This is a genomic window from Motiliproteus sp. (genome assembly GCF_965230735.1).
Lineage (GTDB): Bacteria > Pseudomonadota > Gammaproteobacteria > Pseudomonadales > Balneatricaceae > Motiliproteus.
Map to the genome: position 1 here is coordinate 536,096 of NZ_OZ246016.1, position 15,706 is coordinate 551,801.

The 15,706-nt window shown below is 60.8% G+C and carries 13 protein-coding genes and 1 riboswitch; of the genes, 1 reads left to right on the forward strand and 12 read right to left on the reverse strand.

Going from position 1 to position 15,706, the window contains the following annotated elements; genetic code table 11:
* Positions 1 to 27 precede the first annotated feature (27 nt).
* The 12 genes from ACO05M_RS02555 to ACO05M_RS02610 are packed head-to-tail and all read right to left on the reverse strand — an operon-like array spanning position 28 to position 11,469.
* Positions 28 to 669 (reverse strand): precorrin-8X methylmutase, encoded by a 642-nt coding sequence (locus tag ACO05M_RS02555; RefSeq protein ID WP_421867350.1) that lies wholly within the window; start codon positions 667 to 669, stop codon positions 28 to 30.
* Entirely contained in the window at positions 666 to 1,502 is an 837-nt protein-coding gene (locus ACO05M_RS02560) for a precorrin-6A/cobalt-precorrin-6A reductase (RefSeq protein ID WP_421867353.1), read from the reverse strand. Before ACO05M_RS02560 ends, ACO05M_RS02555 begins: the two co-directional genes overlap by 4 nt.
* Positions 1,503 to 1,534: 32 nt before the next feature.
* On the reverse strand, positions 1,535 to 2,683 hold the full coding sequence (locus ACO05M_RS02565) for a cobalt-precorrin-5B (C(1))-methyltransferase (RefSeq protein ID WP_421867355.1): 1,149 nt from the start codon (positions 2,681 to 2,683) through the stop codon (positions 1,535 to 1,537).
* 7 nt (positions 2,684 to 2,690) lie between these two features.
* Positions 2,691 to 4,061, reverse strand: a complete 1,371-nt coding sequence (locus ACO05M_RS02570) for a cobyrinate a,c-diamide synthase (RefSeq protein WP_421867358.1) — start codon at positions 4,059 to 4,061, stop codon at positions 2,691 to 2,693.
* A gap of 37 nt (positions 4,062 to 4,098) precedes the next feature.
* Entirely contained in the window at positions 4,099 to 4,716 is a 618-nt protein-coding gene (gene cobO / locus ACO05M_RS02575; protein WP_421867361.1) for a cob(I)yrinic acid a,c-diamide adenosyltransferase, read from the reverse strand.
* A gap of 16 nt (positions 4,717 to 4,732) precedes the next feature.
* Entirely contained in the window at positions 4,733 to 6,496 is a 1,764-nt protein-coding gene (locus ACO05M_RS02580; RefSeq protein ID WP_421867364.1) for an ATP-binding protein, read from the reverse strand.
* 11 nt (positions 6,497 to 6,507) lie between these two features.
* Positions 6,508 to 7,890 (reverse strand): MFS transporter, encoded by a 1,383-nt coding sequence (locus tag ACO05M_RS02585; RefSeq protein ID WP_421867367.1) that lies wholly within the window; start codon positions 7,888 to 7,890, stop codon positions 6,508 to 6,510.
* On the reverse strand, positions 7,890 to 8,633 hold the full coding sequence (locus ACO05M_RS02590; RefSeq protein ID WP_421867369.1) for an energy-coupling factor ABC transporter ATP-binding protein: 744 nt from the start codon (positions 8,631 to 8,633) through the stop codon (positions 7,890 to 7,892). Before ACO05M_RS02590 ends, ACO05M_RS02585 begins: the two co-directional genes overlap by 1 nt.
* Positions 8,630 to 9,412: a cobalt ECF transporter T component CbiQ gene (gene cbiQ, locus ACO05M_RS02595; protein ID WP_421867372.1), complete on the reverse strand. Its 783-nt coding sequence runs from the start codon at positions 9,410 to 9,412 to the stop codon at positions 8,630 to 8,632. Before cbiQ ends, ACO05M_RS02590 begins: the two co-directional genes overlap by 4 nt.
* Positions 9,396 to 10,016: a hypothetical protein gene (locus tag ACO05M_RS02600; protein ID WP_421867374.1), complete on the reverse strand. Its 621-nt coding sequence runs from the start codon at positions 10,014 to 10,016 to the stop codon at positions 9,396 to 9,398. The genes cbiQ and ACO05M_RS02600 overlap by 17 nt, the downstream gene beginning before the upstream one ends.
* Positions 10,009 to 10,629 (reverse strand): cobalt transporter CbiM, encoded by a 621-nt coding sequence (cbiM, locus tag ACO05M_RS02605; protein WP_421867376.1) that lies wholly within the window; start codon positions 10,627 to 10,629, stop codon positions 10,009 to 10,011. The genes ACO05M_RS02600 and cbiM overlap by 8 nt, the downstream gene beginning before the upstream one ends.
* 12 nt (positions 10,630 to 10,641) lie before the next feature.
* Complete coding sequence (locus ACO05M_RS02610) at positions 10,642 to 11,469, reverse strand: DUF4198 domain-containing protein (protein WP_421867378.1); 828 nt, start codon at positions 11,467 to 11,469, stop codon at positions 10,642 to 10,644.
* A 364-nt stretch (positions 11,470 to 11,833) separates the two neighbouring features.
* Positions 11,834 to 12,091: riboswitch (cobalamin riboswitch) on the reverse strand.
* A 314-nt stretch (positions 12,092 to 12,405) separates the two neighbouring features.
* Between ACO05M_RS02610 and ACO05M_RS02615 the strand changes: the two genes are divergently transcribed.
* Positions 12,406 to 15,558 (forward strand): EAL domain-containing protein, encoded by a 3,153-nt coding sequence (locus ACO05M_RS02615; RefSeq protein WP_421867380.1) that lies wholly within the window; start codon positions 12,406 to 12,408, stop codon positions 15,556 to 15,558.
* The last annotated feature ends 148 nt before the right edge of the window (positions 15,559 to 15,706 follow it).

Here is a 15,706-nt window from a genome sequence, read left to right on the forward strand (position 1 = left end):
TCTCTTTGTTCGTGTTCGAAGCCATACTCAATACCATTCGTCATGGTTGCAGCGCAGCAGGGCGTTGCAGCTGGCGGCGGTCACGGCGCTGCCGCCTTCGCGCCCCAGCAGGGTGATGCATTCGAGTCCCAATCGCTGGTGCTGCTCCCACAGGGCCTGTTTTGACTCGGCTGCACCGACAAAGCCCACCGGCATGCCGATCACCAGCGCCGGTTTGTCGGCACCAGCCTCGATCAGCTCCAGCAGTCGGAACAGCGCCGTGGGGGCATTGCCGATCAACACCACGCTGCCACCCAATAGTGGCTTCCAGAACTCCAGCGCCGCCATCGAGCGGGTCTCACCGCGGGATTTGGCCAGCTCGGCGCTGCGCGGGTCGTTTAGGAAGCACAGCGGCTCGGCTTCAACCATCCGTTTGGTGACCCCCTGCTTGACCATCTCCACATCGCATAGGATCGGCGCACCCGCCGCCAACGCCTGGCGACCGGCCGCACAGGCTGCGGCACTGAAGCGGACCTGCTCGGCCAGGCTCGGCATCCCGAGGCTGTGAACCACCCGCATCACCACCTGCTGCTGTTCGCGATCAAAACCATCCAACTCGCAGAGCTGGCGAATCTGCTCAAAACTTTGCTGTTCGATCCGCCGAGGATCGAGTTCGTAGTCGTACTTCATAGGGGTTCCTGCTCGGCAGGTGGTTGCGATAAAGCGAGCCGACGGCAAACCCAATCGGCACAGGCCTGCGGGGTATCGAACTGGTTCGCCAGCGTCGGCAGTGCCGGGCGCTGCAGCATCAACACCTCAATGCCGAGTTCGCGGGCCGCATCGAGCTTGGCCTGGGTGGAGTCCCCACCGCTGTTTTTACTCACCAGCAGATCGATCCGATACTGCCGCAACAGCGCCAGCTCATCCTCAAGCGCAAACGGACCGATCGCTTTGATCCATTCAACACCCTCCGGCAGCTCGAATTTTGGCGCTGCTGCGGTGCGAAGAATCAAACGCTGGGCCGGATTCTGGCGCCGCAGTTGCTGTAGCGTCGACAGTTCCACCTGGCCCACCGTCAGTAGCACCGATTGGTAATCGGCGACCCGTTGCCAAAGGGGTGCCCAATCGTCAAAGCAGCACCAGCGATCACCCGCTTGCCGTTGCCAGGCCGGGCGATGAAATCGCGCCAGTGGAATAGCCAGCTGTTCGGCCACCTCGGCCGCTTTGCTGCTCATCTGCAACGCGTAGGGGTGGGTCACATCCAGGATCAGCTCGATCCCCTGATCACGGCAGTAGTGCGCCAGTCCACCGTGCGGGGTAAAGCCGCCGCTGAGGATCTCGCAATCGAGTTTGGGTCGACGGACTAAGCCTGCGACGCTGTAAGTCAGCGCTAACTGCGCCATCACCCCAGCCTGGTCCAGTAGTCCAACCACTTTGCGGGCATCGGCAGTGCCGCCGAGCAGCAATACTCTTCTCGGTTGAGCCGGCTTTCGCGGCTGTGCGGGCTTAGTTTCGCTCGTCATTGGCTGATCTTGTTTCACGGACTTCTCTTCACTTAACTCTTCTGAGCGGCTTGCCAGTTATCACTCCGGGCATGGCCGACAAAGTGTCCCTGCCGGTCGATCGCCCACACCTCAAGTGCCAGCTGGGGTTGGCGCTTGGCCAGTACCGCCTGCGCCTGGTTCAGCGCATCGGTACAGACCTCGGTCGCCAGATCGATATTCGCCTGTTGGCACAGGTTCAACGCCTCGATGCTGGTGTTGGCACTCTTCACCTGTCCGACCAGCGACTGATCGGCCCCGGCCCGCTGTGCCAGTTGAGCCAGTTGCTCAAAATCCACCGCGCTGGCGCGGCTGTTCAGGTCCAGGTGGCCGTTGGCCAACTTGCCGATCTTGCCGAATCCGCCGCACAGGCTCAGTCGCGCCACCGGTGCCTTGTTCAGGTGTTTGAGCAGCGCGCCGACAAAATCTCCCATCTCGATCAGCGCCATCTCGGTCAGGCCATAGTGATTCCGGATCGCCCGCTCACTGCTGCTGCCGGTGGTCGCCGCCAGGTGGTTCAAGCCGTTACTACGCGCCACATCGACGCCCTGACGGATCGAGGCGATATAGGCGGCGCAGGAATAGGGCCGAACGATCCCGGTGGTTCCCAGAATCGATAGGCCGCCGACGATACCCAGTCGTGGGTTCATGGTCTTCAGCGCGATCTGCTCGCCCTGCTCAACCCCAACCGAGACCTCAAAGCCGCCGTCGAAGCCATACACATCGGCGGCCCGAAGCAGGTGTTCGCTCATCATCTGACGCGGTACCGGATTGATCGCCGGCTCACCCACCGGCAGCACCAGCCCGGTCCGGGTCACGGTGCCGACTCCGGCGGCCGGTTTAAATTTGACCCCGGGCTCGTCGGTCAGTCGCAGCTCGACGTAAACCGTCGCACCGTGGGTGACGTCCGGATCATCGCCGGCATCCTTGATCGTGGCGGTACGAATCGCCCTGCAGGCCTTGTCAGGGTGCCCATCCAGCGGCTGATAGCCCTCGATTCTCAGCTCCACCTGCTGGCCTCGCGGCAGCGAAATCTCCACCCGCTGCGGTTGCCGACCCGCCAGCAGCGCTTGCGCCGCTGCAACACAGCAGGCGGTGGCACAGCTGCCGGTGGTCAGTCCACTTCTAAGCGGTTGGGGTGATTCGCTGCTCTCGGGCCACATAAATCAGTCAACCCACCTCTCGAACCTGGGGCAGCGCTTCGCCGCAGGCAACCGGCTCGGACAGCATCGCCGCCACCGCCTCGGGATTGGAGGCGAAAAACAGGTGCAGGTAGGTCGCGGTCAAGCCGCCAACCCGGTAGATCGCCTCGCCGGGCGCACTATGGCGCTGGCGGCGGCCATGGCCGATCGGCTCCGGGGTGTCGGCGCTACGGGAACGGTGATGGGCGTGAGCCTGTACCTCACCTTCGGGTAGCATCGCGGTCTGCATCCCCTGACAACCGCGCTTGCCGCGCATCGCACCATGGCCCCGGATAATACCCAGCATCGGGTGGCACTGGTCGTTCAGGTCGGTCAGATCTTCGAGGCTGTAGAGCAAGCCACCACACTCGGCCAGGATCGGCTTACCGGCGGCATGAAAGTCGCGGATCTGCTGTTTGATCGCCACGTTGGCCGCCAGCGCCTCGGCGTGAAGCTCCGGGTAACCACCGGGCAACCAGAGCGCATCGGCTTGCGGCAGCTCGCTGTCGTGCAGTGGCGAGAAAAACTCATAACTGGCGCCGAGCTGTTCGAGCAGATGCAGGTTGGCATCGTAGATAAAGCTGAACGCCGCATCCCGGGCGATGGCAACGCGCTTGCCCGGCAGCAGTTTCGGCACCGGCGGCAGTTCGGTGGGATGGAATTCCACCGGCTGCGGCAGCTCGGTAATCGGATTCGGCCCCAACGCCCCTTCGGCCACCCAGCGGGCGCCGTTGTTGAAGCGCAGTTCCAGCTCGTCGCGCACTTCGGCGGCCTGAACCAGGCCCAGATGACGCTCCGGCAGTTTCACTTCCGGATCCTTGGCCAGCACCGCCAACAGCGGCACCGAGGCGGGTAAGGCATCACGGATCAGCTCGGCATGGCGGGCGGTGGAACAGTTGTTTGCAATCAACCCGGCCACCTGAACATCGTCCCGGTAGTTGGCCATGCCGGTCGCCAACGCCGCCGCGGTCTGGGCCATGCCCTTCACATCCATCAGCACCGCCACCGGGATATTGAAGCGGGCGGCCAGGTCGGCGCTGGAGGGATCGCCGTCGAACATCCCCATCGCCCCTTCGACCAGGATCAGATCGGCTTCGCAGGCAGCCTCGTACAGTTTCTGTCGGCAATAGGCTTCGCCGGCCATCCACAGGTCAAGCTGCTCCACGTCCTGGCCCGACGCCTGGGCCAGAATCTGCGGATCGAGGTAATCCGGCCCGGTCTTGAACACCCGGACCACCTTGCCCTGCTGACGAAAGTACCGGGCCAGCGCTGCGGTAAAGGTGGTTTTACCTTCGCCAGAGCTGGGGGCCGACAGAAACAGCGCCGGACAGCGGGCTACTTCGCTATTTTGATCTTTCAAATCTAAATCCTGATCAATCAATATTTGAATTTATTAATTAGAACTCAATACCGGCTTGGGCCTTAACCCCCAGTCGGAACGCATGCCGCTCGTCGCGGATATCGCTGATGGTATCGGCGATCTCCAGCAGCCCCTCGGGCATGACCCGCCCGGTAATGATCACATGCTGGTTTTTTGGGCGGTTCTGCAGTGCCTTCAGCACCGGTTCCAGTTCGAGGTAGCGGTACTTGAACATGTAGGCCATCTCATCGAAGACCAGCATGTCGAGACTGTCATCCTGCAGCAACTGTTCGGCCAGCGCCCAGGCCTTCTCGGCAGCGGCGATATCTTGGGTTTTATCTTGGGTCTCCCAGGTGAAACCGTGACCCATCACATGCCAATCGATCTGCGGATGGTCTTTGAACAGCTTGGACTCGCCAGTCTCTGTACGACCTTTGATAAACTGGATCACCGCGGCTTTCTGGCCGTGACCAACGCAGCGAGCCATGGTGCCGAAGGCCGAACTGCTTTTGCCCTTACCGTTACCCTTGAGCAGGATCAGTACTCCCCGCTCCTCGGTGGCCTTGGCGATCCGCTCGTCGATCACCTGTTTCTTGCGCGCCATCCGCTCCTGATGGGTTTTCTTCGGCTTAGTCTCTGGTTTAGCGTCCGCCATGGTTTTCTCCGCGTTGTTAACCCGCTGGGCTGGTTAATTGTTCCAGGGACCAGTAATCGGCCCCCAGCTGCTGCGCCAATCGCCGGCCGCGACCCCGCTTGACGGTACCGGCCTCGGTGTCGATCCAGACCGTTTTGCCCGGCAGTTGCAGGCTTTGCAGCTCAGCACGGCTGCGACCGTCGGTGAGGATATAGCTGCGCAACTGCAATCCGGGACTGCGTCGCTGCAACTGGGACAGGTACTGTTGCGCCTGCTGCAGCGCCGGATAGAGCGGCGTACCGCCACCAGCTTCGAGCTGATCGAGCCAGTGATCCAGCTCTTTCGGTGCCCGTACCCGAGGGAGCAGGTTGTCGACCCGGTTGTTGCCGAAACCGAATACCGCCAGCTGCTCACGCTCGAGGTAGGCGCGCTCGGCGATCTGCCCCAGCACCGCCTTGGCGCGACCGAACTGTTGCTGCGCCAGCGTGGACGCCGAGGTGTCCAGCAACACCAGATGCAGTGCGGCCTGCCCCTGCCGGGCTTTTTTCCAGCGCAACGCCTTCGGCGGCCACTGCCCCAACTGCTGTACCAGGGTGGCAAACCAGTCGGGACGATTGCTGAGCTCCGCGCCTTGGTGACGGCCGTCGGCCTGGTCGCCGCGACGCTTGCCCGCCCGATCGGTCAGACCAGCAACGGCGGAGCCGGTGACATTCGCATCGGGGCTTAGATGATCCAGCGCCAATCCCGATATCGCCTGTCGCTGCTGGGCCTGTGGCGGCATCGCGCCCCAATCACCGGCCGATTCGGTTTCCGGATCCCGGCGGCTATTGTCGGGTCGTTTAAAACCACCACCCTGAGGACCAGACGAGGGCGGCGGTTGATTCGGTTGTTGATTGGGAGGCAGTGCAGCCGGGGCCCGACGCCGATGGGCCAGCACCAGCTCTTCCACCGCATCCAGATCCTGAGACTCGACCTGTTCCCGCCCCTGCCAGGCCGCATGGGCGCAAGCGGCCCGGAACCAGACCAGGTCGGCACGCAGGCCGTCGACCTGGGCCTGGGCGCAGCGCTCGGCGATCGCCAGTCGCAGCTCATCCTCGCAACCGACCTTCGGCAAACGGGCCCTTGCGGCCTGGATCTGCTCGATCAGCTGCTGTTGCTGAGACTGATAGCGACGACAGAAACCCTCAGGATCGGTTTCGAACGCTTCACGTTGGCGTACGATCTCGACCCGTTCGGCGGCGGCATATTGATTACTCAACTGCACCGACAGCCCGAAACGGTCGTGCAGTTGCGGGCGCAGTTCGCCCTCATCTGGATTCATCGTCCCAACCAGCAGGAACTCCGCCTTGTGGCTGTGACTGATGCCGTCACGCTCAACCCGATTGACCCCGGAAGCGGCCACATCAAGCAGCAGATCGACCAGGTTGTCGGGCAGCAGATTGACCTCATCGACATAGAGGACGCCACCGTGGGCGCGGCTGAGCAGACCGGGATTAAACGCGACGGTTTTGTCCTGCAGCACCTGCTGCAGATCCAGCGTCCCCAGCAGCATCTCTTCGCTGGCGCCCAACGGCAGGGTGACAAACTCGGCCGGTAGCGAGGCCGACGCATCATCGTCTTCGCAGGGGGGATGGGTCGGCAGCAGGTCGGCCATACCGCGAGCCAGGGTCGATTTGGCGCTACCACGGGGTCCGCCAATAACAACGCCGCCGATACGCGGGTTGATCGCCGCCAGCACCAGTGCCAGCTTGAACGACGGCTGCCCGACCACGGCGCTGAAAGGGTAATGGATCTCGCTCATATCAAGCTCTCTTAGGACTGCTTGGGCCAGTGTACATGATGCTCGTCGATGGTGAATTTATGCCGGTGGCTATGGGCATGATGATGATGCGGATGCACATGGGGCTCCGGACCCTCCCAGCCTTCATGCTCATGCTGGTGGTGTTCGTCATGGACGTGAGGGTGCAGGTGATCCACCGCCGGATGGTGGTGCCACAGCGCCTCCTCGTCCCGCGCCGGCCACAACCAGGCGGCCAGCAGGGTCGCCGACAGCGCCAACACCCCCAGGCCGAAAAACGCCAGCGGCATATCCGAGTCGCGACCGAGCCAGCCAGCCAGCAGGTAGCCCAGCAGCCACATGCCGTGGGTCAGGGCGAAGTTAGCCGAGAAATAATCATTCCTATCTGCTTCATTACAAGAAGCACGCACCACCCGACCGGTCGGAATCAACACCATCGAGCTGCCGACCCCGATCAGCAGCCACAACGGAATCAAGCCGGCGTAACCCGGCTCGGTCAGCCCGACAAACAGCGACAGACTCAATAACAGGCCACCGCCGAGCATCAGCCGACGATCGCCGAAACGCTCCACCAGGGTCGGAATCCAGAAGGCGATCAGCATCGAACCGGCCCCGCTGGCCGCCATCAACGCCGGTACCCACTGCTGCTCCAGCCCCAGGACCGAGCGAACGTAAACCACCGTATTCACGATGATCATGGCGCCTGCCGCCGACAGCGCCAGATTGAGTAGCAACGCAGCCCGCAAGCGCGGCGTTTTCAGGTAGCTGCGAATCCCGAAGCTGACATGCTGCCAGATCCCGCCGCTGCGATCGCTCGGGGCCGCCGCCGGAACCTTGGCCAACAGCAGCAACGAGGCCGCCACCACAAAGCCGACCGCATTGAGTTCAAACAACAGCGCAAAGGGGGTAAACAACAGTAAAAAGGCCGCCAACGCCGGACTCAGCAGGCTTTCAATTTCCATCGCCAGCCGCGATAGCGACAGCGCCCGGGTGTATTCGGTATCGTCGGTCAATATATCCGGCAGCGCCGCCTGGTAGACCGGGGTGTAACCGGCCGCCATCGCATTCAGCAGGAAGATCAGCGCGAACAGCTGCCAGCTCTGCTCCACCAGCGGCAACATCGCCACCAGCAGCGCCCGCCCCAGATTCAGGCCCGCCAGCCACTGGCGCCGAGGCAGTCGTGAGGCGTAACCGCCGACGATCGGCGCCACCAGCAGGTAAGCCACCATCTTGATCGCCAGCGCGCCACCGAGCACCCAGCCGGCGCGCTCGGGCTCCAGCTCGAAGGCCAGCAACGCCAGCGCCACCGTGGCCAGCCCGGTACCGAGCAGCGAGATCAGCTGACCGGCAAACAGCCAGCGGAACGCCGGATTGGACAGCGGCTGGAACAGTTCCATCAGGCCGGTACCTTCTCCGCCAAGCCAGGGCGCGACAGTGGGTCCGGTTGGGCCGATGGAATTAACTTGGCCTGATCCAGGCGCAACCAGCGGGTCGCCAGCTGCTGCAGAAAGTCATCGTCGTGGGAGATGATGATCATCGCCTGGGGTAGGGATTTCAGGGTATCGAGAAGACGCTGACGGGCCTGGGTATCCAGCGCATTGCTGGGCTCATCCAGCAACAACACTTCCGGCTCCATCGCCAGCACCGCGGCCAGACTCACCATCCGCTTTTCACCCCCGGACAACTGGTGGGTGATACGCTCTTCAAAGCCGTCCAGCCCCAACGAGGCCAGGGTCTGACGGGCGCAATCGAGCGCCTCGGCGCGGCTCTTGCCCTGATTCAGCGGCCCGAACGCGACATCTTCGAGCACGGTGGGGCAGAACAGCTGATCGTCCGGGTCCTGAAACAGAAAACCGGCCCGGGCGCGCACCTCAACGAAATCGCCCTCCCCACTGCGCTCACGGCCGAAGGCCTGGATCTGTCCGGCCTTGGCTTTCTTCAGTCCCACCAACAGATGCAGCAGGGTGGTTTTGCCCGCGCCGTTGGGTCCGGTCAAGGCGACCCGTTCCCCGGCATGGAGTTGAAAATCGACCTGATCGAGCACCGGTCCACGGCGGGGGTAGCGGTAACTCAGGCCACGAATATCAAACAACGGGGCCGACCCGGAAGCATCAGTGATTGAATTCTCATGCTGACTCATAACAGATGCAGCCCTATCAATAGACTCAGAAACAGCGCAACCAGCATCCCGAAACGGAGATCGACCGACGTCAGTTGCATATCATCAAACAGGTAAAAGCGGCCCTGATAACCGCGGCACTTCATCGCATCCATGATTCGCTCGGAGCGCTCCAGCGAGTGTACCAGCAGCATCCCGATCAGGTAGCCGATCGAGCGCCAGCTATGACGGTTGGCGCGCAACACGAAGGCACGGGCCTGCATCGCCCGGCGCATCCGCTTGTACTCCTGACCGATCACTTCCAAATAGCGCACGGTAAACAGCATCAGGTGCACCAGCTTATCGGGCACACGCAGATGGGCCAGCGCATGGCCCAGCGTGGTCGCCGTCTGGGTACCGACCAGGGCCAGCAGCGCCAACACCACCGCATTGGCCTTCAGGGTGATCTGCAGCGCGTGGACCAAGCCTTCCTGGCTGGCCGGCAGGCCCGCCACATGAAAAATGGGCTCACCCGGGGTCGTGAACGGCAGCATCAGGATCAGGAACAGCATAAACAGATCCATCGCGATCACCCGACGCAGGGTCCGCTTCAGATTCAGCTGCGCCACCACCGCCAGCAGCAGCGCGCCCAGCAAGGCCAGGCTTAACGCAATCAGATCGGATGAAACCACCACCACCAGCGCAAAGGCCGACACCGCCACCACCCGGGCACGGGGGTCGAGCCGGTCGATCGCCGACTGACGATGCTTGAGTTGCTGCCCCTTCCAGGAGGTACCGCTGTGTTCAAGCCCCTGTGGCATCGTTCCGATTCTCCGAAGACGACTTAGCGCCGGCAGGTTGTCGATAACGCCACCAGATCCCCAGTCCACAAAGACCGAAGATATAGCCGATCCCACCCAGAATATCCTGCAGCGACGCCTTCTCCTTGTAGGCCGCCAGCTCCTTGCGCAACGGCGCCACCTGGCGTGCCACCGCCTGTTCGATCAGTGGCTGCAGTTGCTGAAGGTCGATGGCCTCCGGATTAGGGGTGGACGTGTCGGTAGCCGTTTTGACCTGAGCAGATGCGCCTCCCGCCAGGGTTTCGGGCAACTGTTCGCGCGGTAGCGCCATCTCGACTACATGACCGGAACCAAGATCGGCAAAGAAGCGATGTTCGACCCGCTGGGTCGCTTTGAACACAAAGAACCCCTCAGCATCGGTGCTCACTTGACCCAGCTCACGGCCGTCGGCATCGGTGATCCGCACCAGCGTGCCCTGCTGGGCCATCTCGCCGTTGGAGAAGCCGATCTCACCCTCGATCTGATCACCGATGGCGTAAACCCCACCGATCACATTGTGGGCCAGGGCATTCAGCGGCAGCGACAGCCAGCCCAGCAGCAACAGCGGCAGCAGGCGCTTAGTCATGATCCCACTCCTCCGAGATATTCAGAAACTCCGGTTTGACCTGGCGGATCAGCAGCACCGCCGCTCCGGTGACAAAGCCCTCGACCAACATCACCGGAATATGGGCGATCAAGGTAGCTTTGGCCGCCAACACAAAGGAATCACCGCTGAATGCCAGGCTGGCGGCCACCATAATGGTGGTCAACGCGATGGCCGAAGCCCCACCCAGGGCACCCCAGATCGCCGCCGTCTTCGGACTGGCCGAGATAATCCCGCCGCGACACAGGTAGAACACCAGCACCGCCGGCAGCGCAATATTGAAGGTATTGACCCCCAGCACCAGAAAGCCGCCGAAACCGAAAAATACCGCCTGCAGTATCAGCGCCACCAATAGCGCCGGAAACGCGGCCCAGCCCAGCGCCAGCCCGATCAGGCCGTTGAGGATCAGGTGCACGCTGGAAAAACCCAGCGGCAGGTGGATGTAGGACGCGATAAAGAACGCCGCCGACAGCACCCCCACCTGGGGAAGGTGGTCGTAATCCATCTTCTTCAGCCCGATCGCAACCCCGCCCAGGGCCAGCGCCGCGCCACCGGCCAACACCGGCAGCGACAGGGCACCATCGACAATATGCATGGTCTCTCCTGCTTACGGCTTAACTTTGGCTGCCGGGTTTTGGACGATCGGATGGGCCTGAACCCAGATCATCGCATCCTGCGACAGCTCCTTACCGTTATGCTCGGTTTTCGGACCCACTCCCAGTGCGGCAAAGCCCCACTGCCCGGCCTGTGGAATCGCAAAGGTGAAGGTGCCGTTGGCATCGGCGAAGAATGTCATCGTTACGAAGGCGTCGGCCGGCGGCACGATGGTCGGCTCAACGGCAAAGCGGTTTGCCTCAACGTCCGGCAGGTAGTTGACGTACTCGACTTCGATCTCGGCAAAGGGGACCGGCTCACCCTGACTGCGAACCACCCCGGTGAAGCTGCCGCCGGCGTAGATGGCGTAGGGTTTGGTCAGCGGCACGATCTCGGCATCCAGACCCAGGTCGGCATCCCAGTCGGTCGGCAACCCACCAACATTGACGATGGTCTTGGTGATCTGCTGTATGTAGAGATCTTCGCTCTCTTCATAGTAGGGCGCCATCCGGTAGACGAACACGTTGTCGCCCAGGCCGCGAAGTCGAACCGCGGCCTCGTAAGCTGGGCCGGTACCGGTCTCGCTGGTCCATTCGATCGGCTTGAGCAGCTCCTGCAGGTCGGTTTTCTTGCCCTTGCGCACACTGTAGAAGGCTTCCGGCGCATCGGCCGTCATCACATGCCCACTGGCGGCCGGATGGGTAAACGGCATCTTCAGGGTGATCGAACCGCCGTTATCGCGAAGCAGTTCAGGGGTATAAACCATCTGTTGATGGGCATGAACGGAACCCGACAGCAACGCCAACGCGGCTGCCTGGGAAAGCAGTTTTTTAACGGACATTAAATTGTCTCCAACAAATAAAAAAGTCGGAGCTGGGGAGGATGGAGTAAGGGTCCAGAAATCTGAAACGGTTACCCGGTGAAGCCCTCCGCAACACCATGACTAGGGAACCTACGAATAAGTCCTTGCGAGCTTCTGGCTTTTAGCTTGGCCTGCAATCCAGGCGCAGCTTTGACGTAATGTCTAGACCTTACTAAAAGCTGCAACGCAGAGTGCGGGCCAAGCTGAACGCCCCTTAGGGCAAGGCCTGAAGCACACAATTTCGTCGTTACAACCTTTGCTAAGGACGATGCCATTAGCTACAGCTTGTGCCTAGAACTTGCGCACTTCAGGCGCTTGCAGAAGCCGTAGGGACTTGTTCGTAGGTTCCCTGATTTACCAGGCAGGTATCCGGACTCACCGGCGGGCTCCGTCGATCTTTCAACCGAGGCCCATCATTTCACCTTCCCATATTCCCCTCCCTAGTGGTCGAGAGAGGAGCTACAGTGGTCGAGATCCGCAGATCCCATGAAACGACTTAACCGATCTACCGTTGCGGGGGCAGTGTTGGAATTGCCGTCTGGCGCACCAACTTCCCAGGCCTGCAAACCTTGCAGACGCAACCTGATAAGGGCTGCACCTTAGCGGTCGTGGGCTTGGCTTGTCAATTGAGGAATATTCCAGATTGGCTGAGCCCATTTCAATCAAGGGAGATAACAGGGCACCACCACTGAGCGAGGCCCAATCATCATGTGATTAACCCCAACCCGCTTAATATCGATACGCTAGACCTAGGCCGGCTTTTACTAATTTAGAAACCCTTCTAAAATGACGGCCACTCATCCTGATAAGGGCATCAGCCACCCCGTCAGTCGGCGGAAACCGATACCAGCCCGGTTGGCAAATGGAACCGCTTTGTACAACACTTGGATTCGGAAGGAGAAGAATCGAAAGCTGATGTCCCGACCTAAACTGACATGCCCGTTTTGCCAGCAGCCCGACTCTCGGGTGCAGGCCACCGAGCGGCACCGTTACCAGGTTTGCTGTCCGCACTGTTTAGCTACGGGGCCGACCGCAGATAGCGAAGACCAGGCGCTGAGCTTCTGGAGAAGCATTCATCAAGAGCTCAGCCTGTCGAAGCTGCTGGTTAACGAATCGCCGGACATCATCATGGTCAAGGATTGGAACGGGAAGTTTCTGCTCGGCAATCCCGCCCTGGCGCAGCACTACAACACCACCCCGGAACAACTGATCGGCCGTGATGACGGTCATTTCAACACCAACAAGGCGCAGGTCGACTTCTATCTGGAGAACGTCCGCGATGTGATCCGCGCCGGCGAGACCCAGCAGGTTGAAGAGACCTCCACCGACAGCAACAGCGGCGAAATCAAACACTACCTCTCGGTCAAGAAACCCTTCCAGGGGCCCTCCGGGGAACCGCAGATCCTGATCATCGCCAAAGACGTGACCGAACTCAAAGATGCTTATCATGAGCTGGAAGAGCGTGAGAACCGCTACTCCTATGCGATGAATATTGCCGGAGAGGGGATCTGGGACTGGGATATCAACAACGACACGGTCACCCACAATATCCGTTGGTGCCAGATACTCGGGCTGGACGAAAGCTCCCTGCAACACCCGGTGGAGGATTTCATCAAGCTGCTGCACCCGGATGACCTTGCGTCGGTGATGGCGGCGCTGGACAAGGTGCTGGCCGATCCCGAGGGGATCGAAAAGTACAACCACGAGCACCGCATGGTCAGGGCTGACGGTGAAACCCTGTGGGTGCTGGATCGTGGCGAGATTGTCGAACGTGATGCGCAGGGCAAACCGGTCCGCGTGGTGGGCGCGATTCGGGATATCACCGAGCGTATAGAGGCCCAACAGGAGCTGTCCCGCCTGAATCAACAGCTCCAGGATACCGTCAAGGAACAAACCGACCAGCTCTTTCACAACGAAGAACGCTTTGCACTGGCGATGCGCAGCGCCAACGACGGCCTCTGGGATTGGGACCTGTTGAGCAATCAGGTCTATTACTCCCCGCGCTGGAAAAGCATGCTGGGCTATCAGAACGACGAGCTTGAGCCCTCCTTTACAACCTGGGAGAAGCTGGTCCACCCCGACGACAAAGAGGCGGTTCGCCAGCGAGCACTGAGTTATCTGGCCGGTAAGCTGGAGGTGTTCGAGGCCGAGATGCGGATGCGGCATAAAGCCGGCCACTATCTGTTTATCCGCTCCCGAGCCTTTAAACTGATCGACGATCAGGGCAAAGCCATCCGCTTGATCGGTACCCATGTCGATATCACCGACAAAAAGCGTTCGGAGATGTTCGACCAGCGCACCACCAAGATTCTGGAGATGATCGCCAAGGGCGAGCCGGCATCAGAGATCTATGACCAGATCGCGCTGCTGTACGAGAGCCGTCACCCCGGCATGCGCTGTTCGATGCTGGAGCTGGACGGCGACACCCTGCTTCACGGCGGCGCCCCCAGCCTGCCGCAGGTTTACTGCGAGGCGGTCAACGGCCTCAAGAACGGACCCGACGTCGGCTCCTGCGGCACCTCCACCTACACCGGCAAGCGGGTGATCGTCGAAGATATCGACACCGATCCCAAGTGGGCCGAATTGAAACAGTACGCCCTGCCCCATGGATTGCGTAGCTGCTGGTCCGAACCGATCAAGAACTCGGCCAATGTTGTGCTGGGCGCCTTCGGTATGTACTACAACCACATCGCCACCCCCACCGACGAGGAACTCGCCGATCTGAAATCTGCGGCGCAACTGGCCGGCATCATCATGGAGCGTGAGCATAATCATAAGCGGATGCGCGACCTGGCCTTCCGGGATGCCCTCACCGGACTGGCTAGTCGGGACTATTTCCACCTCAGTCTGGAGGAACAGCTGCAGCTGTCCGAGCAGAGTAACCATTGTTTCAGTCTGCTCTACCTGGATCTGGACAACTTCAAGACCGTCAATGACAGTCTCGGCCACGACGCCGGCGATCTGCTGTTGCAGGAGATCGCCGCACGCCTTAAACAGGCTTGCTGCGAGACCGACTTTATCGCCCGGCTGGGAGGGGATGAGTTCTGCATCATCCTCCACGACATCGTCGATGACTATTATTCGGCCAAGGTGGCCGAGCGCTGTTTGAACTTTATCTCCCGTCCGTTCCAACTGCTGGGTCGGAATATCATCCCCTCCTGCAGCATCGGCATCGCCCACTTCCCGGCCGACGGCAACAACCTTCAGACACTGATCAAAGCAGCCGATACCGCGCTTTACGAAGCCAAGGACCTGGGTAAAAACCGCTATGCGTTCTACAAGACCGAGCTGACCGACAAGGCCGAGTATCGCCTGCAGGTGGAGCTGTTCCTGCGCGAGTCGATCCAGCGGCAGCAACTGACCCTGATCTACCAACCGCAGGTCGATATTCAAACCGGCCGGTTTGTCGCGGTCGAAGCCTTGTTACGTTGGCAGCACCCGCAATTGGGCAAGGTGTCGCCGTTCGACTTTATCGAAGTGGCCGAACATATCGGCATGATCAAGCCCCTGACCGAGTGGGTGATTCAGTCGACCTGCCAGCAGCTGGCGGCCTGGAAACAGCAAGGACTGCCCAGGATCCGAGCCGCGATCAATGTTCATCCCAGCCACTTTCTGGATGAAAGCCTGGTCACGCTGATTGAGGACAGCCTGAGCGCCACCGGTATCAGCCCCGCCGAGCTGGAGCTGGAGGTCACCGAAGGCGTGGTCCAGACCAGTACCGAAAACCTGTCGGCCTTCCAGAGCTTGAAAGCGCTGGGCATTTCGCTGGCGATCGACGACTTCGGTTCCGGCTACTCCTCGTTCGCCTCGCTCAAGCATATGAATATCGATGTGCTGAAGATCGACAAGCACTTTGTCGATGACCTGCTCAGCGACCGTAAATCCCAGCTGCTGGTCGGCTCGATGATCGAGATGGGCCACAATCTCGGCTACAAGATCATCGCCGAAGGGATCGAGCTGCCGGAACAGCTGGAGCTGCTGAAAGAGCTGAATTGCGATCTGGGCCAGGGCTATCTGTTCAGCAGACCGGTTACGGCATCGGAGATCGGTCGGCTATTCAGCCGTTAACCCTGACGCGATTCGAGCCTGGCCACAAAGGTTGCGTTGAGGTGGTTCTTTTTTAAGCGTTAGGCGTTGAATATGCTGCTATCGGTAGATAAGATCGCGCCATTGTGAGTCCTCACAGCTCTTCTATACTTATCGCTTCGTACTGTCG